This window comes from Pseudomonas sp. A2 (assembly GCF_023100865.1).
GTDB lineage: Bacteria > Pseudomonadota > Gammaproteobacteria > Pseudomonadales > Pseudomonadaceae > Aquipseudomonas > Aquipseudomonas asiatica.
The window spans coordinates 3,059,577-3,085,163 of sequence record NZ_CP039127.1 but is presented as its reverse complement, the minus strand read 5'-3'; the positions used below and the strand labels follow the sequence as shown (position 1 = coordinate 3,085,163).

Below are 25,587 nucleotides of genomic sequence, written 5' to 3'. Positions count from 1 at the left end.
AATGGCTAGGGCAATCTGGAAAGGCGCCATCAGTTTCGGTCTCGTGCATATCCCCGTGGCCCTCAATACCGCGGTGCGCACCGAGCGGGTCGATTTCGACTGGCTCGACAAGCGCAGCATGGAGCCGGTCGGCTACAAGCGGGTGAACAAGGTCACTGGCAAGGAAATCGACAAGGACAACATCGTCAAGGGCGTCGAATTCGAGAAGGGCCGCTATGTGGTGATCAGCGAGGAGGAAATCCGCAAGGCCCGGCCCGAGGCGACCCAGACGATCGATATCTTCTCCTTCGTGGAGGCTGGCGAGATCCCGCTGCAGCACTTCGACACGCCGTATTACCTTACCCCCGACCGCCGTGGCGGCAAGGTATACGCCTTGCTGCGCGAAACCCTGGCGAAGACCGGCAAAGTGGCGCTGGCCACGGTAGTGCTGCACACCCGCCAGCACCTGGCGTTGCTGCGGCCGCTGGATGATGCGCTGGTGATGATCACCTTGCGCTGGCCTGAAGAAGTGCGTGGGCTGGAAACGCTGGAGCTGGACAGCAGCGTCACCGAGGCCAAGGTGGACAAGCGCGAACTGGACATGGCCAAGCGGTTGGTCGAGGACATGAGCGGGCAGTGGAAGCCTGCGGATTACCACGATGCCTTCCGCCAGACCATCATGGACCTGGTGGAAGAAAAGGCCAGCAAGGGCAAGATCGAGACCGTGGAGAAGGGCGAGGCGACGGAAGCAGGGAAAGGCGCAGACATCCTCGACCTCACCGAACTGCTCAAGCGCAGCCTCGGTGGCAAGAAGCCGGCGAAGAAGACACGCAAGGCGTCGTGATTCCGTTGCGCTTGCACTGGGTGGGAAATTGCCCAGCCCTTTGGGGCCGCGCTGTCGCGCGGAGAACAAATATCGCTCGTTTGAAGCGTCCTTTGTAGGAGCAGCCTTGTGCTGCGAAGAGGCCGGTACAAGCAATAGAAAGGCTTTGTCAGGACCGGCCTCTTCGCAGCACAAGGCTGCTCCTACAGAAACTGCTGAACCAAGAGTCAAACACAAGCCTCCTCAAACCTGTGTCTGCAACCCCGCCAGATAATCACCAAACCCTTCGCGGGCGCGGCTGTCGCGCCGGCTGCTGGTGGCCACGCTGTGCCTGGCGGTCCATACGATCTGCGCACCACTGGCCTGCAGGTCGCTGACCAATTGCACATCCTCATGCGCCGCCAGTGGCTGGAAGCCGCCCACACGATCATAGGCGTCGGCACACACACCCAGATTGGCGCCATGCACATGCCGATGCCCTTCATGTGCCTGGTAACGGCTGTGGTACAGCTTGCGCAAGGCCGCTGTCTGCCAGGGTTGCCAGTACTCGACGTGCACCGTGCCGCACACTACCTCGGCCCTGCAGGCCAGTTGCGACAGCAGCCAGTGCGCCGGCACCCGGCTGTCGGCATCGGTGCACGCCAGCCACTGCGCGCCGCGCTCGAGCATGTATGCCGCGCCCACCCGGCGGGCCATACCGACGTTGCCGGCATCCACGGTCAGCACCTGTACACCGAACCGCCTTGCCACGGCGGCGCTGCCATCGCTGCAGCGGTCCAGCACCACCAGTACCTCCACCTGGTGCCCCGCCTGCTGCGCCTGCTGGGCGGCAGCCAGTACTGCCCGCAGGCAGCGCCCAAGGCGCCGGGCCTCGTTGTGGGCCGGGATCACCACGGCAATCATGGGCAGGTCTCATCGAGGTCGACCACGCTGGGCTGAGAGGACCAGTACTCCAGCAAGAAGTCCGCCTCGTCATGCTGGAACTGCAGATACAGCGGAAGGTGACGGGCCAGCATGCGGTGCACTTCACGCCCGTCCTGCGGGCAGCCGGCGATGGGATGCTTCCAGTGGCAGGCCAGCAGCCCGCCGTCGTAGGTCAGGCTGGCCACCGACTGTTCGATCACCTGCAACCAGTCGGTCGGGTCGAGGTAGTAACCCACCTCGCTCAGCACGATCAGGTCGAAACGCCCACCTGGCCAGTCCGCCGGCAGCCGCGCCAGTTCCACCGAGACATTGCGCAGCCCAGCCAAGCGTTCACCGGCCAGCGCTACCGCAGTAGGGTCCAGGTCCTGGCACACCAGGTTGGCACAACGCTCGGCCAGCAAGGCGCTGAGCTCGCCATTGGCGCAAGCGGGCTCGAACACGCGCTGGTAGCACTGGCGCGGCAGGCAGGCCATGACCAGCTCGCGCTTGCGCTTTTCGTACCAGCGGGTGCGAAAGGCCCAAGGGTCTTCGCTGGTGGCGTACAGGTCGGCGAAATACTGTGGGTCGAGGCTCATGACAACTCCTTTTACAGGAACACCAGTTCGAAAGGTTGCAGCAGACAATCCAGCAAGTTCGGCGGCAGTACGGGCGGGCACTGGCCGTCCGGTTCGAGTTGGCTGACATGGGCGGCCAGGGCCTTGCGCTTGCGGGCCAGGCTGGCCTCGTCCAGCTGAATGCGGTGGGCACGCGGCCACGGCAGACGCGGGTCGTCCGGTCGTGCCCAGTGCCACGCCCACACGGGTACCTCCAGGCATTGCGCCTTGCGCATCCGGGCCGCCTGCGCGGCAGCCCGGCCTACTGCTTCGTGGTCACAGTGGCCATCGCCGCTCCAGGTAGCCATCAGCAGGTCGTCAGGCCTGAGCAACTGGCTCAGGTGGTTGAGCAGAAATGCCTCGTCACGTGGCAACGCGCCGTCCTTGAGGTGGAGCCGCCGCCAGTCCAGGCGGCCGAGGTCTAGGTCAAGCTGTTGCAGCGCATGGCGGCTCTCCAGTGGCCTTTGCCGGCGCAGGCGGTGTTCGCTCCAGTGGGTAGAGCCAGGGTGGCTGGCTTCACCATCGGTGGCGGAGATCAACACCAGGTCGTCTTCCCGGCCATGAAAGCCCGCCAGCAGCCCGCCGGCCATGAGAATCTCGTCATCGGGGTGCGGTGCCAGTAGCACCAGGCGGCGGCCCGGCGGGCACAATTGCTGAGGGGTGATCCAGGTGGCCCTGGCCAGGTGCGCGGCCTGCTGCCAGTCCGCCCACGGTGTACCGCTGTTCGCCTGGATCAGGTTCTCGCTCATAGTTGCCAGACTCCCGCCGGCTGTTTTGCCAACTGCTCCCCGAGCGCCGCCAGGTCGCGCTCGGCATGGCTCTGGCGCAGGAACACCGGCAAGTCGGCACTCAGCCGGGCAAAGTGGTTGTCACGGCAGAAAGGAGTAGCGCCCAGCGCCCGGCCAACGTGGTGGATCACCTGTTCAACGGCCTGTTCCACCTGGGCGCGGGTGCGGCGCACTTCGAAGCTGGCGTCTGCGCCTGGCTGGCGGTCGATCCATGCCGCGCATTCGCGCAGTGCCGCCCTGGCGCCGTACAAGGCGGCATCGACCGCGCCCAGGTGAGCGTCGGCATGTTGGTCGGGGCGGGGGTTGCGGCAGTGTTCGCGCAGGTAATCGGCCAATGCCTCGGCGGCGCCGTACCAGCAGGCTGCAATGCCAGCACCGCCATGCCAGAAGCCGGGGCGTGACAGGTATTGCCCGGGGCGGCCGATGGCGATGCCAGGGGTGTGGTTGAACTCGACTTCGACACTGGCGGTGGTGGCCATGCCGATGGCCTGCCAGCGGTCTATGACAAGGCCCTGGCTGGGATGGGACAGTTCGATGGCCACCAGCTGGGGTTGGTCATGCTGGTCCCAGGCCGTGACCAGCGCCCGATCGATCTGCAGTGCGCCCGAACACCAGGCCTTGCGACCCTTCAGGCGGACCTGGTCGCCATCACGGGCGACAATGCAGGCGCGGGCATCCGGCGGTTCGGCGGCCCACACGCCCCATATACCCTCGGCAGCGTGGTGTGCAGCCGCGCATTCGGCAAGGATCGCCAACGCGTCGGTGTGGCCCTCGTACAGCTTGGCCAAGGCCAGGTCACAGCCTGCCACCCGGGCGAGGGTTTGCCAGCGCCGTAGCGTATTGCCCTGGCCGGGCAGGGGCAGCAGGTCGAGGTGGTCGGCTTGCAGTGCCTGAATCAGCTGCGGCAACTGGGTATCGAGGTTGAGCGGTTGCTGCCGCTCGCCGAAGGCCCGCAACAGGCGATCGAGGTTGGTCAGGTCAAAATCCTGGACGATGCTCATGGGCTCGGCTCCTTGGTGAGGCATTGCGGGCGTAGCGCTGAAGGCAAGCCGTCATCAGGCCAGCCCCAGCTGCTTGCGCATGCCCACGGTGATCGATTGCCTGGTCTTGCCATAATCGGCCCAGGGGTCGTCCACATCGCCCAGTCGTTCAAGCACGTTGCCGATGTTCCACTGGTTGGCGCCCTTGAGTTGCGGCAGTTCCTCGCGCCAGATCGGCACGGATACCGGCAGGCCTTCGCGGGCGCGCAGGGTATACGCGCAGGCGGTGGTAGCCCCCTTGCCGTTGCGCAGGTAGTCGATGAAGATGCGCCCGATACGGTTCTTGGGCCCGGACACGGCACTGAGCCTGTCGGGGAACAACCTGGCCAGGTAATCGACGATGCCGTGGCTGAATGCCTTGACTTCATCCCAGCTGGCACGCCGGGTCAGGGGCACTACCAGGTGCATGCCTTTGCCGCCACTGGTCTTGAGAAAAACCTTCAGGCCCAGCTCATCCAGCAAGGTGAGGGCCAGTTGGGTGGCTTCCAGCATTGCCTTCCACGGCAGTGCCGGGTCCGGGTCAAGGTCGAGGACGAAGCGGTCGGGCTTGTCGAAGTCCTTGTCGGTGGCGTTCCAGGTGTGCAGTTCGAGCATGTTCATCTGCACTGCGCCGATCAAGGTGTCGGCGCGATTGATGACCATCGCCGCCTGGCCGGCCTCGGCCTTGTCATAGCTGAGCACGTTGGGCAGATGCAACTGGCCGGCGTTCTTCTGGAAGAACAGCTCCCCGGCCAGCCCGTCCGGTGCACGTACCAGCGCCACCGGGCGATTCTTGAGCTGGGGCAGTATCCATCGGCTGACAGCGGCGTAGTACTCGGCGACCTCGCGCTTGGTAACGCCGCTGGTGGCGTCGACCACCCGCTCGGGGTGGGTCAGGCGCAGCTCGCCCAAAGCCTCGGGGGCCTTGGCCTGCTTGCGCTTGGGCAGGGTCTTGGCGGGCATGCTGCGCTCCAGGTCGATGGCGGTAGCCGGTTTGTCATCGCGCAGGCCGTGGAACACCGAGTGGCGCACGATGCCGTCACGGGTCATCTGGGCATAGGCGACTTCGGCCAGCAGTTGCGGTTTCAGCCAGTGCACGCCCCGGGCTTCGGCCCCGGTGGGCGGGTTGGGCAGGGCCGGTTTGGCGGTTTCGAATGGTTTGAGCCGGGCATGGATGCTGGCCAGCGTGGTTGTACTGAAGCCGGTGCCGACCTTGCCGGCATAGCGCAACTCGCCGCTGTCGTTGTCGTGCAAGGCCAGCAGCAGTGCACCAAAGCCGCTGCGGCTGCCTTTGGGGTCGGTGTAGCCGACGATCACGAACTCCTGGCGCTGCTTGCACTTGAGCTTGATCCAGTCAGGGCTGCGGCGGCCGCTGTAGGGGCTGTCGACGCGCTTGCCGATCAGGCCTTCGAGTTGCAGCCGGCAGGCGCTGTCGAGCAGGGACTCGACGGGCTGGTCAAAATCGTCGGAGTACTTGAGCACGTCCGATTCGTTGTGCTCCAGCAGGCGCTGCAGGGTGTCTCGCCGGTCCTGCAGCGGTAACTGGCGCAGGTCCTGGCCGCCCAGGAAGGGCAGGTCGAACAGGTAATAGGTGATGTGCTCGTCATGCTCGGTGTCGAAAGCGTTCTGCAGCGCCTGGAAGTCCGCCGCGCCGTTTTCGCCAGCCACCACCACCTCGCCATCGAGCCAGGCCGAATCGAGGCCCAGCGCACGCAAGGCGGCAACCTGCCTGGGCATCTTGCCGCTCCAGTCATGGCCGTTGCGGGTGAACAGGCGCACGTCATCACCGTCGATGCGGGCAAGGATGCGGTAACCGTCGAACTTGACCTCGTAGCGCCAGTCGCCACTGGGCGGGGAGTCGACCAAGGTCGCCAGTTGTGGCTGCAGCTGCGCCGGCAACGGCACCTTCCGGCCTTTGCTGGCGGCTTTGCGACGTGGCGCGGCGGCCTTTTTTGCTGCGGGCTTGCGCGGCACCAGCGTGCGGTCGCTGAGCACGCTGTCGGGCTGGGCGTCGACGATGCTGTAGTCGGCTTCGCTGCGCGCCTGGCTGTCGTGCGACTTGACCAGCATCCACTGCTCCTTCTTGCCGGCCAGGTGGGTGCGGAACAGGTTCCATACACCGCCGAGCTTTTCGCCTTGCAGGCGGAAACGCAATTTGCCCTTGGCATAGGCCTCACGCGCATCACCTTCGGGCTCCCAGATGCCCCGGTCCCAGACGATAACGTCACCCGCGCCGTAATGGCCTTCGGGGATATGGCCTTCGAAGTCGGCGTAGTCCAGCGGGTGGTCCTCTACGTGCACGGCCAGGCGGCGCACCTTGGGGTCCAGCGACGGCCCTTTGGGGATGGCCCAGCTTTTCAGCGTGCCATCGAGTTCCAGGCGGAAGTCGTAGTGCAGGTGGCTGGCATCGTGCTTCTGGATGCAGAACTGCAGCGCGTGGGCCCGCTTGCCACGGCTGCGCTTGCCGCTGGGCTCGGGCGTGGCATTGAAGTCGCGCTTGCGCGCATATTCCTGCAGTGGCTTGGCCATGGCGGGCTCCGGGCGGTTCGCAGTCTCTAATCTGGGAGGCAACGGCCCGGGCGGTAGTTCAAAAAAACTCTGAATCTTCAAACATCAAGTGCAGTCGACCGAATGAAGCCACCTGACGGAGAACGCACATGGCCCGAACAGATAAACCGAAGCCCTATACCCCCACTGAAATCGACGACACCGAAGACCGCATGGGCAGCGTGCATGAACTGGACTTCGACGAGCGCCTGGACGAGCGCGAGGGGCGTGCGGGTGACGAGCGACCGGCCGCGGACGTGGCCCGCGAGTTCCCGCCCCGGCGCGTGGCCGAAAGCGGCATGACTGGCGGCGAGGCGTTGAGCGACAGCCTGCACGAGGACAACGTCACCTATGACGACCTGAGCCCGGACACCTTGCTGGACGAGACCGGTGCCCGTGACCCGCACGAACCCGGTGGCAGCGGTGGCCCTGCAGACAAGACCCTTAGGCGGGTAGAGGCCAATGAGATTGGCGGCGGCATAGGCCTGGACGAAGCCGAACTGGCCCGCTCCGCACCGCTTGATGGCGAACCGTGGACCGATGATGTGATCGATGACGAGGAGAGCAAGCCATGAACGAGTTGCGTTGTGCCTGTGCAGATTGTTCCTGCACCGTGGATGCCAATGCCTTGCGGCTCGAAGGCAAGGTGTATTGCTGCGAGGCCTGTGCCAACGGGCATCGCAATGGCGAGCCGTGCCGGATGCCGGATTGCCAATGCGGGGAAAAAACCAAGGAAAGCGCCGTGGACAATGCGCTGGACGAGACTTTCCCGGCGAGTGACCCGATTTCGCCCTGAAACATCGCCGTCTCATAGGTTCTGCATAGGTCTATGGGGCGGTGATGATCCTGTAGGAGCGGCCTTGTGTCGCGAACGGGCCGCGAGGCGGCCCCAGAATTTCAGCTTCGCACGGAAAATTGCCGGGGCCGCTTTGCGGCCCTTTCGCGACACAAGGCCGCTCCTACAAAACACGCGCCAAGCCTGCAGAATCAGTGAGTCTGCCAGATACCGTTGCTACGCTCGCAATCGGTGCGGGCCTGGCCCAGGCTGGGGGTGTCGTAGTAGTAGGTGATCACCCGTGCATCCTTGGGCAACGCCGGCTTGTCACCGCCAGTTGCCTTGGGGTTGGCCAATGCCTCCTGGGTCAATGGCGCGATGCAACTGCCAACGCTGCCATCGGCACAGCGCGCGACCTTGTGCTTTTCGCTGTTGAGCATGTCCTTGCTCTCATTGCTGCACGACCAGTTGATCGCTTCGGCGGGTAGGTTGCTGTAGCTGTAGCAGCTGTGTCGCTCCACCGGCGTTACCGCCTCGCTGGAGGAGCGAGTGAGTACGTTGCAGGCTTCGGCCAGGGCCTGGCCGCTGAGCAGGCTGGCCATCATCAGTATCAACATCGGCTTCAAGACAGCGCCACGCATTTGCCACCTCCCGGGCCAATGGCCCTTGTCAGGTCTAGGCAGGCTTGTCGCGCCGGCGCATGGCCTTGGCGCGTTTCTCGAGGATCAGGTAGACAAGCACCGCCAGCAACAGCGGCACCAGGTAGTACAGCGTGCGGTAGCCCAGCAGGGCCGCCACCAGCGTGCCCTGGGCAAGCTGCCCATGCAGCAGGGCCAGGAACACCGTTTCCAGCACACCCAGCCCGGCCGGGATATGCGCAACCACACCAGCAACGCAGCTGATCAGCAGGATGCCGAGAATCGACGGGTAAAAGGCTTCGCCAGGCAGCAACCAGAAGATCAGCAGCGCCATCAGCGCCCAGTTGCTGGCACCCAGTACAACCTGGCACAGCGCCAGGCGCAGCGACGGCAGCGTTACCTCATGGTCGCGCCAGCGCCAGGTGCGCTTTTTGGCGAAGCCACAGGCCAGCAGGTAGCCAGCGGCAATCGCCAGTAACAACACGCCGATCAGCTGCAGGCCGCTGGCACCGACCGCCCAGTTGGCGGGCAGCTCGACCAGGCGCAAGGCGAACACGGTGCCAGCCAGCAGCATGTAGCCCATCCAGTTGGTCAGCAGGCCCAGGGTGAGGATGCGGGTGATGGTAGCCGTGTCCAGGCCCAGGCGGCTGTACAGCCGGTAGCGCAAGGCAACGCCACCCACCCAGGTGGTGAAGTTGAGGTTGAAGGCATAGCACACGAAGGCCACTGGCAACACCTGGCGTGCCGGCAGGTGGTGGCCGGTGTAGGCTCGGGCCAGCAGGTCGTAGCTGGCGAACGTCAGGTAACTGCACCCGGCCAGCGCCAGGCCTATGGCCAGGGTGCCGGGCTTGTAGGCCAGCAACGACTGGCGCACCTCGTTCCAGTCCAGGTTGCGCGCCAGCAGGTACAACAGCGCAGGGATCAGGATCAGGAATGCCAGGGTGAACAGCCGCTTGCCCCAGGTTTGCCAGTTCTTACGCGCCATCAGGTTTGGCCCTCGTGGTAGTCACCCTGTGCCTCGGCCTCCGGCTGCACCGAGCGCAGCTGCTGGCGGTGCGCCGGAAACCAGCCGGCAATCCGCGGGAAATGGCGGATCACGTGGAAACACACGAATATCAGCGGCGCCCGCCACCAGTAGCCGCGAACCATGCGTTCCAGGGTGACCGGCTTGCATTGTTCGCGGGCCAGCTGCTGCAGGTGCTGGTTGAGCTGCTGGTTGAAGGCGCGATCACGGATGAACAGGTTCGCTTCCAGGTTGAACGACAGGCTGAGCGGGTCCAGGTTGCTGGAGCCGACCGTGGCCCACTCATCGTCCACCAGCGCCACCTTGCCGTGCAGCGGCCGCTGGCAATACTCGTGAATGGCCACACCATCGCGCAGCAGGTAGTTGTACAACAGCCGCGACAGCGCCCGCACCCAGCGCATGTCTGGCTGGCCCTGCAGGATCAGCCGCACCTCCACGCCACGCCGGGACGCATTGCGCAGTTCACGCATCAACCGGTAGCCCGGGAAGAAATACGCGTTGGCCACCACGATGCGCTGCCGGGCGCTGCGAAACGCCTGCAGGTAGTGGGCTTCGATATCGGTGCTGCGCACCCCGTTGTCGCGCTCGACCAGCACGGCGCTGCAGGTACCGGCAGCCTCGGTCAGCGGCCGTACCGCGCTGGGCGGCTGCAGCACCGGCGACATCAGGCGCTTGCTGGCGGCATGCACCTGCGCCACCACCGGGCCGGCGACTTCTACGGCATAGTCCTGCTTGGCCATGGCACCAAAGTCGCCCAGGTGGTCGGCGCTGTAGTTGATGCCGCCAATGAAGGCCCGCTCGCCATCGACGACCACGATCTTGCGGTGCAGGCGCCGGAACAGGTTGGTGCGCATGCCCACCAGCCTCGGCTGAGGGTCGAAGGCATGGAAACTGACCCCGGCATCGGTCATGGCCGCAATGAAGGAGTCGGGCAGGTCGGCCGTGCCATAGCCATCCACGGCCACTTCGACACGTACGCCGCGTTGGGCGGCATCGATCAGCACCTGCTGCAATTGCTGGCCAACCTTGTCATCGAAAATGATGAAGGTCTCCAGCAGGATTTCCTCCCGTGCCTGGGCCATGGCCTCGAACACGCGGGGGTAGTATTGCTCGCCATTGATCAGCAACTGCACGCTGTTGCCGTCTACCCAGGGTCGGTTCACAGTTTGATCTCCGCAGCCAGAGGGGCGTGGTCGGAAAGGTGCGACCACGGGTACTTCGACAGCACCTGGGCCGTGCCGGGCATGGCATTGCGCAGGTAGATGCGGTCCAGGCGCAACAGCGGCAGACGCGCCGGAAAACTGCGCGCCGGGGTGCCGAAATGTTCGCCGAAGGCCTCTACCAGGTGTTCGCTCAGCACGGCATCGGCCTTCAGCCGCCAATCGTTGAAATCGCCGGCGATGATTACCGGCGCCTTGGGCGGCAGGCTGTCGAGCAGGTCCAGCAGCAGCTTTACCTGGCGTTGCCGGTGGGCCTCGCGCAGGCCGAGGTGCACGCACACCGCATGTACCTGGTCATGGCCCGGCACCTCCAGCTGGCAGTGCAGCAGCCCGCGCTGTTCGTTGCCCTGCACCGAGACGTCCAGGTTGTCGAAGCGGCTGATGGGGAATTTCGACAGCAGCGCGTTGCCGTGGTCCCCATGGGGGTACACCGCATTGCGGCCGTAGGCGAACTGCGGCCACATGCTGTCGGCCAGGAACTCGTACTGCGGCGTATCTGGCCAGGCCGGGTGGCGCAGGGCATGTTGCTGGTGGCTGCCGTGCACTTCCTGCAGGAACACCAGGTCGGCGCCGGTGGCGCGCACGGCTTCGCGCAACTCGGGCAGGATGAAGCGCCGGTTGAAGAAGGTGAAACCCTTGTGCACGTTCAACGTCAGCACATTCAGCCGACGCACGGCGGTGATCTTGTCGATGATGCCGTGCGGCGCAGGCAGGGTCCTGTTCACAGGGGCACCTCCGGCACCACGCCAGGCTCGGTCATCAGTTCATGGTCCAGCGAGAGCTTCTGCAACAGGCGCCGGGCGTCATAAGGTGCATGGACTTTCTGGTCGTTGTCGAAATAGCAGTAGACGTCCCGGGCAGCGCGCCGTGGTGGCGGGCCTTGCACCACCAGCTGGGCATCGTCGGCCTGGCGGCCCTGGCTCCAGTGCTGGATGCGCTGCTTCCAGCGCCGCAGCGCCTGGGCGGTATAGCCACTGCTGTACAGCTCGACATCGCCATGCAGGCGCATGTACACGAAGTCGGCGGTAAGGTCTTCGACATACGGCCATTTCCCGGCGCTGTCGGCCACGACCAGCGCTACCCGGTGCTTGCGCAGCAGCTTGATGAAGGCTTCGCACAAAAAGCTTTCGTTGCGAATCTCCACAGCGTGGCGCAGCCGAGCGTTGCCCTTGATATCGGTGCTGCCGTTGTCCCGCAGTTGTTGCGCACACCCCTGCGCGCATTCGCGGGCAGCCTTGCGACTGTGCGGCAACAGTTCGAGAAAACGGGCGAAGCGGGCCTCGTCGAACTTCATGTTGGGTGGAAACTGCCAGAGGAATGGCCCGAGCTTCTTGCGGAGCAGCAGCGGCCCGGAAGCGAAAAAATTGGCCACTGCTTCTTCGATGTCCTTGAGCCGGCGGACATGGGTGATGTAGCGCGGGGCTTTTACCGCGAACACGAAGCCGGGCGGTGTCTGGTCATGCCAGCCCTGGTAGCGTTCGGGTGTTTGCAGGCTGTAGAACGAGCCGTTGATTTCAATGCTGTTGACCGCCCGCGAAGCGAACGCCAGTTCGTCGTCCTGGGGTAGGCCCTTCGGGTAAAAATCCTTGCGCCACGGGCCGTAGCGCCAACCGGAGATGCCGATGCGGATATCGCTCACGCTGCCTTCCTCATTGCCAGTCCTTGTTCGGTCACTCTGAAGGTGCGACTGGTGAACAGCGGCCAGGGTTCAGCACGGTTGACCAACGGAAAAGGCTGATGCGGCGCGGAACTTTGCGGCCCGCGGCGTTTCCACCGCATACCTGCTACGAGGAAGGGCACCAGGATGAAATTCGACCGTTTCGCCCAATGGCTGGCCAATTGGGCCGGCCGCCCGCTGACCTTTGGCATCGCCTGCCTGCTGATCCTGATCTGGGCAGTGACCGGGCCGCTGTTCGGCTTCAACGACACCTGGCAACTGGTGATCAACACCTCGACCACCATCATCACCTTCCTCATGGTGTTCCTGATCCAGAACACCCAGAACCGCGACAACGACGAACTGCACATCAAGATCGATGAGCTGTTGCGCACCACCCAAAAGGCGCACAAGGCGCTGCTGGACCTTGAAGACATGGATCCGGCCGAGCTGCATGCCCTGCGCAAGCAATACCGGCAGATGGCCGGGCAGGGTGACGATGCGCATTCAACCAAGGAATGACCTGCCAACCCTGGAGGCAAGCATGGCCAGACATATCGTCCACTTCACCGGGCCTATCAATTCATCCACCTGCGGCAACCTGATCAACACCTGTTCGCGGGCGTTGCAGCAGGGCGCCGACGTCCTGCAACTGAACATCGCCACCATGGGCGGAGAGTGCAGCTACGGGTTTACCTTGTACAACTTTCTGCGGGCGTTACCGGTCGAGGTGCATACCCACAACCTGGGCACGGTGGAATCCATGGGCAACATCATCTTCCTGGCCGGGGAACGGCGCACGGCATGCAGTTACAGCAAGTTCCTGTTTCATCCTTTCCACTGGACCTTGCATGGCTCGGTCGACCACTCACGCATGGCTGAATACGCGATGAGCCTGGATTATGACCTGCGGCTGTACGCGCAAATCGTCGCCGAGCGGACCGAAGGGGCGGACGAGGTGCTGGATGTACCACGGTATCTGATGGCGTACCCGCGGATACTCGGGCCCCGGGAGGCATTGGCGAACGGGATGATCCATGCCATAGACGAGATGCCGATCGAGGCGGAGGCTTGTCAGTGGAGTGTGCATGCCTAGCTGATTCCTGTGCCGGCCTCTTCGCGGGCATGCCCTCTCCCACAGGTTCAGCACATGCTTCAGAAACGGTGAAGTACTTGTGGGAGCGGGCAAGCCCGCGAACGGGCCGGCACAGGAGAAAAAGGTCTACCTCACTGACGCTGCCATTGCCCGGTCACACGCCAGCAACGAGCGGATCAGCAGCTTGATCTCGTCCTTGAGCATGGGCACCTGGTCCGGGTGGGCGAACCGGCAATCAGCAATTTCATGCAGGGCCTTGGGATGCGGGGCGTCGGCGAACTCCGCTTCGAACACATAATGCATGCGCTCTGCCGCTTCATGGCGCATCAACAAGGTCAGCGATTCTGCCTGCAACCCGGTTTCCTCAAGCAATTCACGCTCCGCTGCCTGTATTGGCGTCTCGCCGGGCTCGATCTTGCCACCGGGCAGGGTCCAGGCGGCGTTGGGCTTTCTCACCCACAGCCATTTATGGGCTTGTTTGCCATGCCGGCAGATGATCGTTGCGCGATGCTTGACTGGTTTCATTCAGGCTCCCGGGCGAATCCCTCATTCCATGTAGATTCGGCCCCCGGCGGCAATGAACGTTGCGTTGAAAGCGACCAACGGTCAGTAGGGCACCGAGCCGCTTAGCGCCTCGATGGCCTCCACCAGCTCGTCATAGCCCACCGGCTTGCTCAGGTGCCGATCGAAGCCCGACTGGCGCGACTTGTACTGGTCGGCACTGGCGCCATAACCGGTCAGGGCGATGGCCGGGGTATGGCGCAGGTGCACGTAGCCACGCAGGGCCTTGATCAACGCATGGCCGTCCATCACCGGCATGCCGATGTCGGACAGGATGATGTCGTATTCCTCACCCGCAGCGGCGTCCAGGGCCTCACGCGGCTTGCTGAAGGCATTGACAGTGGCGCTCTCCATTTCCAGCAGCTCCTGCATTACCGCCAGCACTTCTACGGAATCGTCCACCAGCAACACGCGAATTCCATTAAGGCGGCCCTCGCTCAGTGGCTCCGAGCCTTGCTCACGCTGCGGGAGTTGCGTATCGCAAAGTGGCAGGGTGACCTCAAAGGTGCAGCCCAGGCCAAGCCCCGGTGACTTGGCGCGTACGGTACCGCCATGGGCCTCGACCAGTTGCCGTACCAGCGACAGGCCGATGCCCAGGCCCTCGCGGCTGTGGCTGGCCTGTTGCGGCGTAGCCTGGCTGAACAGGTCGAAGATGTGCTCGAGGCTGTCGTGGCTCAGGCCTACGCCATGGTCGATCACCTGCAGCCGCGCGTGGTCTTCGTCGTGGCTCAGCACCAGGCGTATCTCATTGCCCGCCGGGCTGAACTTCAGCGCGTTGTTGAGCAGGTTCCAGATGATCTGCTCCAGGCGGGTCACGTCACCTTCGATCATCACCGGCAGGGTGTCGGCGGGCAGCTCCAGGCGAACCGGGCAGGGGTGTTGCTCGCTCACCACCACATCGTGGATGCCCTGCAGGAGGGCGAGCAGATCCACAGGTCCGGTCTTGAGCTTAAGCTTGCCGGTCCGAATGCGCGCCACATCCAGCAGGTCGTCGATGATCCGCGCCTGGCTGGTTACCGCGTCGCAGATGGTACCCACGGCTTTGCTCGCTGCACTGATGTTCCGCAGCGACGGCAGGCGGCGCAGGATTTCGGCATTGAGCTGGATCAGGTTGAGCGGGTGCTTGAGTTCATGGGACATGACGGCGAAGAACTCGTCCTTCATGTGGCTGGTACTCTGCGTCTCGGCCAGCTGCTTGCTCAGGCGCTCTTCGCCCAGGCGCACGCGCTCTTCGGCGGCATGGCTGCTACTGATGTCGATGAAGGTCAGCACCGTGCCGTCGATTTTCTGCTCGCTGGAGCGGTAGGGCAGCAGGCGTGCCAGGTACCAGTGATCGCCCTGGCCGCCGATTTCACGCTCGATGATGGCCTCGCCCTGAGCCACGGCGCGGGCATCGTCGGCAAGTGCCGGGTAATCCAGGCGGTGGGTGATGTCGAGCAGGGAACGGCCGGTATCGACCGGCAGCATGTTGAACAGGTCGGTGGCGCGCGGCGTGAACCAACGGATATGCAAGTTGCGGTCGACGAACACCGTGGCGATCTCGGTGCAGGCGATCAGGTTGCTGAGGTAGTCGTTGACCTTGTCGGTTTCCTCGACCTTGTTCTTCAGCTCGTAGTTGACCGTGAGCAACTCCTCATTGATCGACTGCAGCTCTTCCTTGCTGGTTTCCAGCTCTTCGCTGGCCGACCGCAACTCCTCGTTGATGGCCTGCATCTCTTCGTTGGAAGCCGTCAGTTCCTCGCTGGAGACCTCTGACTGCTCGATGGTTTCCTGCAGTTGCAGGCGGGTACGCTGCAGTTCGCGCTCGAGGTTGTGCAAGACCATGCTGTCGGTCTGGCGGATGACACCAGGCATCGGCAGGGACGGATCAGGCGCGCGCTCCTCGAATATCACCAGCAGGCAATCGCTACCGCTGAGGTCGTCTCTGTATGGCTGCACGGTGATTTCCAACTGCAGCTTGCCCATGGTTTCCGCCAGGTCGACAGGGCGCGAGGTGACCGCCTCGGTCCCCTGGCGCGCCTGGAACAAGGTGCTGCGCAGGGCCAGGCGCAGGGGCGGCAGCACCAGGTTGAGCAAGCTGCGGCTCGGTTCGCCACCGGCCACTTGCAGGAAACGCCCCACGCCTTCGCTCATGTGCAGGATATTGCCATCGATATCGACGATCAGGCTGGGCGGCATGCGACGCGCCAGGGCGCGGTAGTGCAGGTCGGCGAACGATGGCTTGCGCCCCGGCTTGGCCTTGGCCAGCGCTTCCTGGGGCCTGCCGGCGGCAGAAGTGCCGGGCAGCTGACGGCCGGAACGGCGGCCGGTATTGCTGGCATCGAGTGCGCGGAAAATGCGATTGCGCTTGTCCACCGGGGCGAACAGTTCATTGGCCACGTCGGCCGACTCCGACGAACCGAGGAACAGGTAGCCACCCGGGCGCAGGGCAAAGTGGAACATCTGCAGGATGTCACGCTGCACCTCGCGGTCCAGGTAGATCAGCAGGTTACGGCAGACAATCAGGTCGATCTGCGAGAACGGTGGGTCCGACAGCAGGTTGTGCCGGGCGAACAGCACCTTTTCGCGAACCTCTTTGCGCACCCGGTAATGCTGGTCTTCCTTGAGGAAGAACTGGCGCAGCCGGCTTGGCGGCACGTCGGTGACGATCGCCTCGGGGTATGAGCCACTGCGGGCGATGCCGATGGCGCGTTCGTCCAGGTCGGTGGCGAAAACCTGCACCTTGTGCGAGCGCTGCTCCAGTGCCAGCTGCTCGCAAACCAGCATGGCCAGGCTGTACGCCTCTTCTCCGGTGGAGCAGCCGGCCGACCACACGCGTATCTCGTCTGCGCCCTCGGCCGGGTCGCGTTCGCAGACCAGCTGCGGCAGCACATGGCGCTCCAAGGCTTCGAAGGCTTCGCGGTCGCGGAAGAAATTGGTCACGCCAATCAGCATGTCGGCCAGCAACGCCCGGGATTCCGCTGGGTGCTGTTCCAGGTAATGCAGGTAGGCCGCCAGGTCTGCCTGGCCGGTCACATGCAGGCGGCGCTCGATGCGTCGCAGTACCGTGGCGCGCTTGTAGTGCTGGAAGTCGTGGCCGGTATTGCTGCGCAACTGCAGCAGGATCTCTTCGAGCATCGGCTCGCTGGCCTGGGCATCGCCGACACGGGTGCCCAAGGCCGGAGGCAGGGTACCGTCTTCGATTTCCGGGAGCCGGACCTGGCGGGCATTGCGCCACAGCTCCAGCAGCTTCTGCGGCATTTCTGCCGCCGGCAGCACCAGGTCGACCATGCCGGTCTCGATGGCGGCGCGGGGCATGCTGTCGTACTGGGCGTCGTCCGGTGTCTGCGCCAGGGTCACACCGCCTTGCTCCTTGATCCTCGAAAGGCCCACGGCGCCATCGGCACCGGTACCGGACAACACCACGCAGAAGGCGTGGTCCTTGTGCACGTCAGCCAGGTCACGGAAGAACAGGTCGATGGCCACGTGGTCGCCACGGCGCCGGTTGGCCGGGGTCACCCGCAGGTAGCCGTCGTTGGTGGACAGGCGATTGGCCGGTGAAATCACGTAGATATGGTTACGCTCGATCGGCACCGGCTCGGTCACCTGGCGCACCGGCATTTGCGTGGTGTCCTGGATGATGCGGTCGGCGACGCTCTGGTGGTCGGGGGACAGGTGCAGGACCACGACGAAGGCCATGCCGCAATCGCTGGGCATTTGCCGGAACAGCGTACAGATCGCTTCCAGGCCGCCTGCCGATGCACCGATGCCCACCACCGGGAAATCCAGGTGGCTGGTGCTGAGTGCCGGGTTTTGGGGCGAGGCAGGTTGCTTGGGGGACGACTTCATGGACGGAGCCTTGTGCAGACCGGAACGTTCAGCCCTCAGCAGCATCATCGGGCGTGTGTGTGGCGGGATTATAGGCCGTCGCCATGTTATTGAGACCTCTGCTTGCGAAGGAAAGTGCGACCCGCCTGCATCCGCCGCCCAAACCTTTTGCCGACACACGTTTGGTGCCGTTGGTCAGTTGCTGGCAAAACCATTGAGCAAAGTCTGTGATCGGCGGCTCGGAACCAAGGCATGGCAAACATCCATGCGAGCAGCCAATCCATCGCAAGGAGATACCACATGGCGCAGGATCAAGAGCGAACCAGCCAGCGCGGCGGCACCAAGGAAACCAACCCTGGCAATTTTGCCAATGACCGGGAACGGGCCTCCCGCGCGGGGCACAAGGGTGGGCAGGCCTCTGGCGGCAACTTCGCCAACGACCGCCAACGGGCATCGGAGGCCGGTCGCAAGGGCGGCCAGAACAGCCACGGCGGGGGCCGCCAACAGTGAGTTGAGTGCTTCTGGGCACCCGGTACCCGCAGTGCCGGGTGCCGGCTACCTCCTGTGTACCGGGGCTGCAATGGCCTTTGGTACCTGTTGCTCGACATTTTTTTGAATCTTCTGGCCGTACCCCGATCAATCAGGGTGTCATCCATGGAGAAGAGGAGGCCCCTGCGATGCCTGGCCCACAGCTATACATCATCGATTACCAACTGCATGGCAAGCCGCGCAGTTTCATCATCCGTCTGGAGACGCTGGACAACGCCGAGGCCTGGCATTGGGCAAGTTGTGATGCGGGCATCGGCATCATTCCGAAGTTCGGGCGCGAAAAAATCAGGAAAGTCAGCAGGCCGATGGCCGAGCGCTACGGGATTACCGCGGTGAGCTGGCGGGTATCCGGCAGCAAGCCGAACCAGTCGGTGGGGGGGCCAGCGGCGACAATGTGATCCCTAGCCCAAAGCACTGTGTCGCCTGCTTCGCGGGCATGCCCGCTCTCATAGAACAACACATGACTCATTGGTTCGGCGAGGTCCTGTAGGAGCAGCCTTGTGCTGCGAAGAGGCCGGGGCTGACGAAGCCTGTCTATTGGCTGTACCGGCCTCTTCGCAGCACAAGGCTGCTCCTACAAAGGACGCGTCAGACGAGCGATATTGGTTCTCTGCGCGACAGCGCAGCCCAAAGGGCTGGGCAATCTCCCACAGGGACATCACCAGTTCAAGGAGTGCGCCCTACCTGCGGGAGCGGGCGCGCCCGCGAACACCGGCGCAGCCGGTGCCATGCACCGCGTTGGATTCTTCGCGGCTAAAGCCGCTTCTACAGGTACGCGCAGGCCGTCTAGGCACCGGACTCGGGGTCGCTGGCCGGCACGCCCGGGCGGTTTTCTTCGTCATCAGTCACATTGGGGTCGGCATCCGGGTCATCTGCCCGGTCATTGCGCCGGTCCGGCTCGAGCTCCGGCCAGTCATCCTGTGCGCTGCCGCCACCCATCGCAGTAAACTCTTTCATCTCGCAACCCTCGCTCTCGATAAAAAAAAGGCCCGCGATCAGGCGGGCCCAATACAGGAGTGAGAGGCGAAGCCATTGACCACCCCTCATTGAATGAGAGCGGCAACAGCCAGGGGAGGTCGGTTGGATATCCACCGCCCCTGACCAACGGCACTGTCAGGGCTGTTTCAGCACCAGGGTGAGAATGTCGTAGCTGGCGACCAGCTCGCCCAGTTGGTTGGTCACCTCCACATCCCACGCCACCACGCCTTGGGGCTGGCCCAGCGGGCTGGTCTTGCCCTGGTCGATCTTGCGCTTGCAGGTCAGGCGCGCCTGGATGGTGTCGCCGATGCCGACCGGGTTGATGAAACGCAGGGTATCCAGGCCGTAGTTGGCCAGTACCGGGCCTGCACCTGGGGAGACGAACAGCCCGGCTGCTGCCGACAACACGAAATAGCCGTGGGCGATGCGCTTGCCGAACTGCGATTCCTTGGCGGCGATCTCGTCGAAGTGCATGTAGAAATGGTCACCCGACAGGCAACCGAAGTTGACCAGGTCGGCTTCGGTCACGGTGCGCCGGTGGGTGAGCAGCGACTCGCCGATGCGCAACTGCTCGAAATAGCGGCGGAACGGGTGTACTTCGGTTTCGATCACTTCGCCACCGCGCACGTATTCGCCGGTTACCGCCGTGAGCATGCTTGGCGAACCCTGTACAGCGGCACGCTGCAGGTAGTGCTTGACGGCACGCAGGCCACCCAGCTCTTCACCACCACCAGCGCGGCCCGGGCCGCCGTGCTTGAGTTGCGGCAATGGCGAGCCATGCCCGGTGGATTCCTTGGCCGCCTCGCTGTCGAGTACCAGCAGGCGGCCGTGCCAGGCGGCAGCCACTGGAATGGCCTTGGCTGCCACGCTGCGGTCGGCGGTGACCAGGGTCGCCACCAGGCTGCCTTTGCCCCGCGCGGCCAGCGCCAGGGCTTCATCGAGGTCGTCATAGGCCATCAGCGTGCTGACCGGGCCGAACGCTTCGATATCGTGGGCACCGCCTTCGGCATGCGGGTCACGGGCCTGCAGCAAGGTCGGAGCAAAGAACGCGCCCTCGGCCACGCCCTCGCCACGCGGCGCAAAGCCATCGCTGGCACCGAACAGCTGGTCGCAGCTCTGCAGCAGGCTGCGCACTCGCTCGGCCACATCGTGCTGCTGGTCGTGGGAGGCCAGGGCGCCCATGCGCACGCCTTCCAGCGACGGGTCACCGACCACCACCTTGGCCAGCCGCTCGCGCAGGCGCGTGGCAACCGCGTCGATGTGTTTGGCCGGTACAATGGCGCGGCGGATGGCGGTGCACTTCTGCCCGGCCTTGGTGGTCATTTCGCGGACCACCTCTTTGATATACAGGTCGAACTCTTCGCTGTCCGGGGTCACGTCCGGGCCGAGGATGGCGCAGTTGAGCGAATCGGCTTCGGCGGTGAACGGCACCGAGTTGCGCACCAGGTTCGGCGTGACGCGCAACTTGGCGGCGGTGTCTGCGGAGCCGGTGAAGGTCACCACGTCCTGGCCTTGCAGGCGGTCGAGCAGGTCGCCGGTGCTGCCGATCACCAGCTGCAGGCTGCCTTCGGGCAACAGCCCGGATGCATTCATCAGCCGCACCACGGCCTCGGTCAGGTAGCTGGTCGAGGTCGCCGGCTTGACGATGCACGGCATGCCGGCCAGGAAGGTCGGGGCGAACTTCTCCAGCATGCCCCAGATGGGGAAGTTGAAGGCGTTGATGTGCACCGCCACGCCGGCGCGCGGCACCAGGATGTGGCTGCCGGCGAAATGGCCTTGCTTGCCCAGCGGGATGGCCGGGCCTTCGTGCACCAGATTGCCCGACGGCAGCTCACGGCTGCCGATACCCGCATAGGAGAACAGCGTGGCGTTGCCGCCTTCGATGTCGATCCAGCTGTCGGCACGGGTGGCACCGCTGTGGTGGGACAGGGCGTAGAGCTGCTCCTTGCGCTCGGCCAGGTACAGGGCCAGTGCCTTAAGGCGGGCAGCGCGTTGCTGGAAGTCCATGGCCATCAGCGTGGCCAGGCCACGGGCGCGGGCAAAGTCCACGGCCTCGGCGAAATCCGGGCGCTCTTGGTGGCTGTAGGCCAGGACGTGGCCATCCAGGGCGCTACGCAGGGCCTGGGCGCCGTGCTGGCCAAGCCAGCGGCCGGCGATGAAGCTTTGCAGGGTAGGGGCGGCAGACATGCTGTTCTCCAATGTAGAGGGGGGCGCTGTTACCACAGCGCCACGGTGTAGCCGATGATCAGGCGGTTTTCGTCCACGGCGTTGGTCAGGCCATTGCCGGAACGGAAGGTGACGTTGCGCCAGCGCAGGCTGACGTCCTTGAACGGGCCGCTCTGGATGACATAGGTGATGTCGGTGTCGCGCTCACGCTCACGGCCATTGCTGACGGTGGCGGTCTCGGCGTGGCGGCCATCGGTGTAGCGGGTCATGAAGCTCAGGCCGGGGATACCCATGGCGACGAAGTCGTAGTCGTAGCGCACCTGCCACGAGTCCAGCCCGGCGCGGGTGAAGGTGTTGTAGGTGACCAGGTTGACGGTGAACGGGTCGCCGCCGTTCACGAACGGGAAGGCACTGTCGCCGGACATCTGCTGCCAGGCGGCGGTGAACTTGTGGGCCCGTACGCCAAGGGTGAACATGGCGTTGAAGTTGCGGTTGTCGATGTTGCCGGCACGCTCGGCGCCGTCGTTGCGGCTGTCGAAGTAGCGCAGGTCGGTGCGCAGGCTCAGGCCTTCGCCCAGCGGGCGGGTATCGATCAGGCCGACGAACTGCTGGCGGTAGATGTCTTCGAGCTTGGCGTAGTAGTAACTGACGCTGGTTTGCGGGGTGATGGCGTAGCTGCCGCCGCCGAAGTCCAGGTGGTCGCTGCTGGCGGCGCCGTAGCCGATGTCGTCGCGGCCCGAGGAATCACGCAGGTTGGCCTTGGTCAGGCGGCCGGCGTTGAAGGTCAGGCCGGCCAGGTCCTGGCTGGTGAGCAGGCCACCCTGGAAGGTGGAGGCCAGCAGGCGGGTGTCGTTGTACACCACCACCGGCAGGATCGGTTGCAAGGTCCCCAGGCGCAGGGTGCTCTTGGCCACCCGCAACTTGCCGGTCAGGCCCAGTTCGCTGTAGTCGTCGACCGGTTCATGGCTGTTCGGGCCGAAAGGCAGCAGGCCAGTATTGCGCCGGTCGCGGCTGGAGTCGAGCTTGATGCCCAGTTGGCCCATGGCGTCGACACCAAAGTCGACCGGGCCTTCGGTGAAGCCCGACTCCAGCTTGGCGGTAAAGCCCTGGCCCCATTCCTCGGCCTTGGCCTGCGGTGCATTGCTTTGGCGGAAGTCGCGGTTGAGGTAATGGTTGCGCAGCTCCAACCGGGCGTGGCTGTCGCCGATGAAGTCTGCCATCGCCGGCATCGGCAGGGCGAGGGTCGCCAGCCAGGCGGCCGAAATGAAGTGCGTGCGGTTCATTGTTGTTGTTTTACCCGACATGGTTGTTCTTCCCTGAGAGTCAGTGCTTGCTGGCGCCGGCGGCGCCGATTCCGGTCATGGAACGGATGAACTGGGCCAGGTAGCGGCCACGTTCCTGGTTGGCGCGTTCGGAGCTGTCAGTAACCGAGAACACCCAGGCGCCGAGGAAGGCCAGGCTCATGGAGAACAGTGCCGGGTTGCTGTAGGGGAACAGCGCCGTTTCGTGACGCAGCACGTTGACCCACACCGCCGGGCCCAGTACCACCAGCAGTACCGCCGAAACCAGGCCGGCCATGCTGCCGCACACTGCGCCGCGGGTGGTCAGGCCTTTCCAGAACATCGAAAGCAGCAGCACCGGGAAGTTGACCGAGGCGGCCACGGCCAGCACCAGCCCCGAGAGGAAGGCGATGTTCTGCGACTCGAACATCAGGCCGAGGATTACCGCCAGCAGGCCGATCAGCAGCGTGGCGATACGCGACACGCGCATTTCCTCCTGTTCACTGGCCTTGCCCTGGCGCACCACGCAGGCATACAGGTCGTGGGAAACCGCCGATGCACCGGACAGCGCCAGGCCCGCGACCACTGCCAGGATGGTGGCGAAGGCCACGGCGGAGATGAAGCCGAGGAACAGATTGCCACCTACGGCCTGGGCAAGGTGCACGGCGACCATGTTGCCGCCGCCGATAATGGCGCCGGTGGCATCACGGTAGGACGGTTCGGTGCCGACCATGACGATCGCACCAAAGCCGATGACGATCAGCAGCAGGTAGAAGTAACCGATGAACCCGGTGGCATAGAACACGCTCTTGCGCGCTTCCTTGGCATCGCTGACGGTGAAGAAGCGCATCAGGATATGCGGCAGGCCGGCAGTACCGAACATCATGCCCAGGCCCAGGGAAATGGCATCCACCGGGTTGGACAGCAGGCCGCCCGGGGCCATGATCGCCTGGCCCTTGGCATGCACGGCCACGGCACTGGCGAACATCGCCTCGGTGCTGAAGCCGAAATGCTTTAGCACCATGAAGGCCATGAAGCTGGTGCCCGACAGCAGCATCACCGCCTTGATAATCTGCACCCAGGTGGTGGCGAGCATGCCGCCGAAAGTGACGTAGGCGACCATCAGCACACCGACCAGCATCACCGCGTACAGGTAGCTGATGCCGAACAGCAGTTCGATCAGCTTGCCGGCACCGACCATCTGTGCCACCAGGTACATCAGCGCCACCACCAGGGTGCCGAAGGCCGAGGTCAGGCGCACCGGGGTTTGCGCCAGGCGGTAGCTGACCACGTCGGCGAAGGTGTACTTGCCCAGGTTGCGCAGGCGCTCGGCGATCAGGAACAGGATGATCGGCCAGCCGGCCAGTACGCCCAGGGCATACAGCAGGCCGTCATAGCCGTTCATGAACATCATTGCCGAAATGCCCAGGAACGAGGCGGCGCTGATCATGTCGCCGGCGATCGCCAAGCCGTTCTGCATGCCGGTCAGGCCCCCGCCGGCGGTGTAGAAATCGCTGGCCGAGCGGGTGCGCATGGCAGCCCAGCGGGTGACCAGCAGGGTGAAGCAGACGAACACCATGAACATCGAGATGGCAGTCCAGTTCATTGTGCGCACTCCTGCTTGACCTTGTCGTTGAGCGGGTCGAGCACGTTGTTGGCGCGGTGCACGTAGATGCCGGTCAAGGCGAAGGACAGCAGTACCATCAGCACGCCCACCAGCATGCCAACGGTGGTCACGCCACCGCTGAGGGACTGGCCGAGGATGCTGGGGGAAAACGCCACCAGCAGGACGAAGCCGTAGTAGATCACCAGCATGGCCAGGGTCAGGCTGCCGTTGAGGCGGCGTTTGCGCTGCACCAGGTGCTGGAAGTCGGGGTGGTTGGCGATGCTTTCGATGCGTTCGGGTGTCATGGGTTGCGATCTCTGGGTGTTGTAATTGTTTTGTTGAGGTCACGCGGGTGTTGCGGTGTTGCTTAGGGCCTCTTCGCGGGCATGCCCGCTCCCACAGGTGCGGCGGCGTGCTTGAGACTTGTGCTATCCCTGTGGGAGCGGGCGCGCCCGCGAAGCAGGCGACGCGGTCTCAGAGCTGGTCGAAATCGAGCACCACCTTGTCGCTCACCGGGTAGGTCTGGCACGACAGCACATACCCGGCCGCCACTTCGTAATCCTCCAGGGCATGGTTGCTGTCCATCTCCACCTCGCCCTCGATTACCCGGCACTTGCAGGTCGAGCACACGCCGGCCTTGCACGAGTACGGCAGTTCGGCGCCGATTGCATTGCCGGCGTCCAGCACGTTCTGGGTATTGCGTGGCAGGTCGAAGGTAAGCGCGCGGCCGTCGCTGATCACGGTGATGTGACTGAGCGCCGAATCCACCTGGCGCGCCGCCTCGCGGGCCTCCCGGCGGGCTTCGCTGCCGGCTGCAGCGAACAGCTCGAAATGGATACGGTCCTTGGCCAGGCCATTGGCCTGCAGGCTGTCGCGCACCGTCTCGGTCATCGCCTGTGGGCCGCAGATGAATGCAGCGTCCAGATTGGCAACGTCCATCCAGCGCGAGAACAACTGGCCGCACTTGTCGGCATCGATGCGGCCGTTGTACAGGTCGACATCCTGCTGCTCGCGGCTGAACACGAAAATCAGGTTCAGGCGGTCGAGGTAACGGTTCTTCAGGTCTTCCAGCTTGTCGCGGAACAGTGCGCCGGAGCTTGAGCGGTTGCCGTACAGCAGGGTGAAGCGGCTGTGCGGCTCGCTGGCCAAGGTAGTGGCGATGATCGACAGGATCGGCGTGATGCCGCTGCCGGCAGCCACGCCCAGGTAGTTGCCCTGGCGGGCCGGCTCCAGTGGCACGAAAAAGCTGCCCGACGGCGGCATCACTTCCAGTTGCTGGCCTGCCTTGAGCACGTCGTTGGCAAATGCCGAGAAGCGCCCGCCTGGCACGCGCTTCACCGCCACACGCAGTTCGCCATCCTGCACGGCGCTGCAGATGGAATAGGAGCGGCGGACTTCTTCGTTATCCAGGTGGGTGCGCATGACCAGATACTGGCCCTGGGTGAAACGGAACTGCGCCTGCAGGTGCTCGGGCACGTCGAAGGCAATCGACACCGCATCGCGGGTCTCGTTGCGCACTTGCTTGATGGTCAGGCTGTGAAACTGGCTCATGGCGTT

Annotated in this window: 25 protein-coding genes; 7 read left to right on the top strand and 18 right to left on the bottom strand. The window is 64.3% G+C overall.

All coding sequences use genetic code 11. From position 1 onward, the window contains the following. Position 1 precedes the first annotated feature (1 nt). Positions 2 to 823: a Ku protein gene (locus E5221_RS14425; RefSeq protein ID WP_015270347.1), complete on the top strand. Its 822-nt coding sequence runs from the start codon at positions 2 to 4 to the stop codon at positions 821 to 823. 222 nt (positions 824 to 1,045) lie between these two features. Here the strand turns inward: E5221_RS14425 and E5221_RS14420 are convergent, their stop codons facing one another. From E5221_RS14420 to ligD, 5 genes are read right to left on the bottom strand one after another with little or no spacing between them, the layout of a single operon-like run. Then, positions 1,046 to 1,705 (bottom strand): glycosyltransferase, encoded by a 660-nt coding sequence (locus E5221_RS14420; protein WP_247845848.1) that lies wholly within the window; start codon positions 1,703 to 1,705, stop codon positions 1,046 to 1,048. Continuing rightward, on the bottom strand, positions 1,702 to 2,301 hold the full coding sequence (locus E5221_RS14415) for an SAM-dependent methyltransferase (protein WP_013972635.1): 600 nt from the start codon (positions 2,299 to 2,301) through the stop codon (positions 1,702 to 1,704). Before E5221_RS14415 ends, E5221_RS14420 begins: the two co-directional genes overlap by 4 nt. Positions 2,302 to 2,312: 11 nt before the next feature. Continuing rightward, positions 2,313 to 3,068, bottom strand: a complete 756-nt coding sequence (locus E5221_RS14410; RefSeq protein WP_061551224.1) for a PIG-L family deacetylase — start codon at positions 3,066 to 3,068, stop codon at positions 2,313 to 2,315. Then, positions 3,065 to 4,108, bottom strand: coding sequence for an acyl-CoA dehydrogenase family protein (locus tag E5221_RS14405; protein ID WP_247845847.1), 1,044 nt, complete (start codon positions 4,106 to 4,108; stop codon positions 3,065 to 3,067). The genes E5221_RS14410 and E5221_RS14405 overlap by 4 nt, the downstream gene beginning before the upstream one ends. 54 nt (positions 4,109 to 4,162) lie before the next feature. Beyond that, positions 4,163 to 6,655 carry a DNA ligase D gene (gene ligD, locus E5221_RS14400; RefSeq protein WP_247845846.1) on the bottom strand — a complete coding sequence of 831 codons (2,493 nt, stop codon included), beginning with the start codon at positions 6,653 to 6,655 and terminating at the stop codon, positions 4,163 to 4,165. A gap of 128 nt (positions 6,656 to 6,783) precedes the next feature. On the opposite strand from ligD, the gene E5221_RS14395 reads away from it, so the two are divergent. Both E5221_RS14395 and E5221_RS14390 read left to right on the top strand, forming a co-directional pair. Next, a complete protein-coding gene (locus E5221_RS14395) occupies positions 6,784 to 7,248 on the top strand; it encodes a hypothetical protein (RefSeq protein WP_038409647.1) in 465 nt (154 codons plus the stop codon). Next, a complete protein-coding gene (locus E5221_RS14390; RefSeq protein WP_015270340.1) occupies positions 7,245 to 7,469 on the top strand; it encodes a metallothionein in 225 nt (74 codons plus the stop codon). Before E5221_RS14395 ends, E5221_RS14390 begins: the two co-directional genes overlap by 4 nt. 191 nt (positions 7,470 to 7,660) lie before the next feature. Here E5221_RS14390 and E5221_RS14385 read toward each other — a convergent pair whose 3' ends face one another. The 5 genes from E5221_RS14385 to E5221_RS14365 are packed head-to-tail and all read right to left on the bottom strand — an operon-like array spanning position 7,661 to position 11,969. After that, positions 7,661 to 8,089, bottom strand: coding sequence for a hypothetical protein (locus tag E5221_RS14385; protein WP_054573294.1), 429 nt, complete (start codon positions 8,087 to 8,089; stop codon positions 7,661 to 7,663). Between the two features lie 34 nt (positions 8,090 to 8,123). Then, entirely contained in the window at positions 8,124 to 9,071 is a 948-nt protein-coding gene (locus E5221_RS14380; protein WP_039613384.1) for a lysylphosphatidylglycerol synthase domain-containing protein, read from the bottom strand. After that, positions 9,071 to 10,273, bottom strand: a complete 1,203-nt coding sequence (clsB, locus tag E5221_RS14375; RefSeq protein WP_247845845.1) for a cardiolipin synthase ClsB — start codon at positions 10,271 to 10,273, stop codon at positions 9,071 to 9,073. Before clsB ends, E5221_RS14380 begins: the two co-directional genes overlap by 1 nt. Further along, positions 10,270 to 11,055, bottom strand: coding sequence for an endonuclease/exonuclease/phosphatase family protein (locus tag E5221_RS14370; RefSeq protein ID WP_024087135.1), 786 nt, complete (start codon positions 11,053 to 11,055; stop codon positions 10,270 to 10,272). Before E5221_RS14370 ends, clsB begins: the two co-directional genes overlap by 4 nt. Further along, a complete protein-coding gene (locus E5221_RS14365; RefSeq protein WP_247845844.1) occupies positions 11,052 to 11,969 on the bottom strand; it encodes a DUF72 domain-containing protein in 918 nt (305 codons plus the stop codon). Before E5221_RS14365 ends, E5221_RS14370 begins: the two co-directional genes overlap by 4 nt. A 165-nt stretch (positions 11,970 to 12,134) precedes the next feature. Here E5221_RS14365 and E5221_RS14360 point away from each other — a divergent pair, with 165 nt between their 5' ends. Further along, positions 12,135 to 12,509 (top strand): low affinity iron permease family protein, encoded by a 375-nt coding sequence (locus E5221_RS14360; protein WP_003259456.1) that lies wholly within the window; start codon positions 12,135 to 12,137, stop codon positions 12,507 to 12,509. Between the two features lie 22 nt (positions 12,510 to 12,531). Then, entirely contained in the window at positions 12,532 to 13,083 is a 552-nt protein-coding gene (locus E5221_RS14355) for an ATP-dependent Clp protease proteolytic subunit (RefSeq protein ID WP_003259457.1), read from the top strand. Between the two features lie 126 nt (positions 13,084 to 13,209). On the opposite strand, the gene E5221_RS14350 is transcribed toward E5221_RS14355, so the two are convergent. Both E5221_RS14350 and E5221_RS14345 read right to left on the bottom strand, forming a co-directional pair. After that, positions 13,210 to 13,608 (bottom strand): NUDIX hydrolase, encoded by a 399-nt coding sequence (locus E5221_RS14350; RefSeq protein ID WP_247845843.1) that lies wholly within the window; start codon positions 13,606 to 13,608, stop codon positions 13,210 to 13,212. An 81-nt stretch (positions 13,609 to 13,689) separates the two neighbouring features. Beyond that, complete coding sequence (locus tag E5221_RS14345; protein ID WP_247845842.1) at positions 13,690 to 17,472, bottom strand: CheR family methyltransferase; 3,783 nt, start codon at positions 17,470 to 17,472, stop codon at positions 13,690 to 13,692. 279 nt (positions 17,473 to 17,751) lie between these two features. Here E5221_RS14345 and E5221_RS14340 point away from each other — a divergent pair, with 279 nt between their 5' ends. Both E5221_RS14340 and E5221_RS14335 read left to right on the top strand, forming a co-directional pair. Beyond that, complete coding sequence (locus tag E5221_RS14340) at positions 17,752 to 17,961, top strand: general stress protein (RefSeq protein WP_003259459.1); 210 nt, start codon at positions 17,752 to 17,754, stop codon at positions 17,959 to 17,961. A gap of 167 nt (positions 17,962 to 18,128) precedes the next feature. Then, the gene (locus tag E5221_RS14335; RefSeq protein ID WP_054573301.1) at positions 18,129 to 18,398 is read left to right on the top strand and encodes a DUF6555 family protein; all 270 of its coding nucleotides are present in this window, start codon (positions 18,129 to 18,131) and stop codon (positions 18,396 to 18,398) included. Positions 18,399 to 18,786: 388 nt separating this feature from the next. Here E5221_RS14335 and E5221_RS14330 read toward each other — a convergent pair whose 3' ends face one another. From E5221_RS14330 to paaE, 6 genes are all read right to left on the bottom strand, one after another. Then, positions 18,787 to 18,957 (bottom strand): hypothetical protein, encoded by a 171-nt coding sequence (locus tag E5221_RS14330; protein ID WP_155252250.1) that lies wholly within the window; start codon positions 18,955 to 18,957, stop codon positions 18,787 to 18,789. Positions 18,958 to 19,113: 156 nt separating this feature from the next. Beyond that, positions 19,114 to 21,165, bottom strand: a complete 2,052-nt coding sequence (paaZ, locus tag E5221_RS14325; protein ID WP_247845841.1) for a phenylacetic acid degradation bifunctional protein PaaZ — start codon at positions 21,163 to 21,165, stop codon at positions 19,114 to 19,116. A 29-nt stretch (positions 21,166 to 21,194) separates the two neighbouring features. After that, positions 21,195 to 22,427, bottom strand: a complete 1,233-nt coding sequence (locus E5221_RS14320) for an OprD family porin (protein ID WP_247845840.1) — start codon at positions 22,425 to 22,427, stop codon at positions 21,195 to 21,197. 40 nt (positions 22,428 to 22,467) lie between these two features. Continuing rightward, positions 22,468 to 24,030 carry a cation acetate symporter gene (locus E5221_RS14315; protein WP_247845839.1) on the bottom strand — a complete coding sequence of 521 codons (1,563 nt, stop codon included), beginning with the start codon at positions 24,028 to 24,030 and terminating at the stop codon, positions 22,468 to 22,470. Further along, the gene (locus E5221_RS14310) at positions 24,027 to 24,335 is read right to left on the bottom strand and encodes a DUF485 domain-containing protein (protein ID WP_247845838.1); all 309 of its coding nucleotides are present in this window, start codon (positions 24,333 to 24,335) and stop codon (positions 24,027 to 24,029) included. Before E5221_RS14310 ends, E5221_RS14315 begins: the two co-directional genes overlap by 4 nt. Before the next feature lie 169 nt (positions 24,336 to 24,504). Beyond that, on the bottom strand, positions 24,505 to 25,581 hold the full coding sequence (gene paaE / locus E5221_RS14305) for a 1,2-phenylacetyl-CoA epoxidase subunit PaaE (RefSeq protein WP_015270328.1): 1,077 nt from the start codon (positions 25,579 to 25,581) through the stop codon (positions 24,505 to 24,507). Positions 25,582 to 25,587: the final 6 nt, after the last annotated feature.

Bases quoted from the DNA above. Each gene is read 5' to 3' on its own strand.
- E5221_RS14420 (WP_247845848.1), bottom strand. From the start codon at position 1,705: ATGATTGCCGTGGTGATCCCGGCCCACAACGAGGCCCGGCGCCTTGGG.
- E5221_RS14390 (WP_015270340.1), top strand. From the start codon at position 7,245: ATGAACGAGTTGCGTTGTGCCTGTGCAGATTGTTCCTGCACCGTGGAT.
- E5221_RS14310 (WP_247845838.1), bottom strand. From the start codon at position 24,335: ATGACACCCGAACGCATCGAAAGCATCGCCAACCACCCCGACTTCCAG.
- E5221_RS14335 (WP_054573301.1), top strand. From the start codon at position 18,129: ATGCCTGGCCCACAGCTATACATCATCGATTACCAACTGCATGGCAAG.
- E5221_RS14355 (WP_003259457.1), top strand. From the start codon at position 12,532: ATGGCCAGACATATCGTCCACTTCACCGGGCCTATCAATTCATCCACC.
- E5221_RS14330 (WP_155252250.1), bottom strand. From the start codon at position 18,957: ATGAAAGAGTTTACTGCGATGGGTGGCGGCAGCGCACAGGATGACTGG.
- E5221_RS14350 (WP_247845843.1), bottom strand. From the start codon at position 13,608: ATGAAACCAGTCAAGCATCGCGCAACGATCATCTGCCGGCATGGCAAA.
- E5221_RS14360 (WP_003259456.1), top strand. From the start codon at position 12,135: ATGAAATTCGACCGTTTCGCCCAATGGCTGGCCAATTGGGCCGGCCGC.
- E5221_RS14395 (WP_038409647.1), top strand. From the start codon at position 6,784: ATGGCCCGAACAGATAAACCGAAGCCCTATACCCCCACTGAAATCGAC.
- ligD (WP_247845846.1), bottom strand. From the start codon at position 6,655: ATGGCCAAGCCACTGCAGGAATATGCGCGCAAGCGCGACTTCAATGCC.
- E5221_RS14320 (WP_247845840.1), bottom strand. From the start codon at position 22,427: ATGAACCGCACGCACTTCATTTCGGCCGCCTGGCTGGCGACCCTCGCC.
- E5221_RS14385 (WP_054573294.1), bottom strand. From the start codon at position 8,089: ATGCGTGGCGCTGTCTTGAAGCCGATGTTGATACTGATGATGGCCAGC.
- E5221_RS14315 (WP_247845839.1), bottom strand. From the start codon at position 24,030: ATGAACTGGACTGCCATCTCGATGTTCATGGTGTTCGTCTGCTTCACC.
- E5221_RS14410 (WP_061551224.1), bottom strand. From the start codon at position 3,068: ATGAGCGAGAACCTGATCCAGGCGAACAGCGGTACACCGTGGGCGGAC.
- paaZ (WP_247845841.1), bottom strand. From the start codon at position 21,165: ATGTCTGCCGCCCCTACCCTGCAAAGCTTCATCGCCGGCCGCTGGCTT.
- E5221_RS14380 (WP_039613384.1), bottom strand. From the start codon at position 9,071: ATGGCGCGTAAGAACTGGCAAACCTGGGGCAAGCGGCTGTTCACCCTG.
- E5221_RS14415 (WP_013972635.1), bottom strand. From the start codon at position 2,301: ATGAGCCTCGACCCACAGTATTTCGCCGACCTGTACGCCACCAGCGAA.
- E5221_RS14345 (WP_247845842.1), bottom strand. From the start codon at position 17,472: ATGAAGTCGTCCCCCAAGCAACCTGCCTCGCCCCAAAACCCGGCACTC.
- E5221_RS14425 (WP_015270347.1), top strand. From the start codon at position 2: ATGGCTAGGGCAATCTGGAAAGGCGCCATCAGTTTCGGTCTCGTGCAT.
- E5221_RS14340 (WP_003259459.1), top strand. From the start codon at position 17,752: ATGGCGCAGGATCAAGAGCGAACCAGCCAGCGCGGCGGCACCAAGGAA.
- E5221_RS14405 (WP_247845847.1), bottom strand. From the start codon at position 4,108: ATGAGCATCGTCCAGGATTTTGACCTGACCAACCTCGATCGCCTGTTG.
- paaE (WP_015270328.1), bottom strand. From the start codon at position 25,581: ATGAGCCAGTTTCACAGCCTGACCATCAAGCAAGTGCGCAACGAGACC.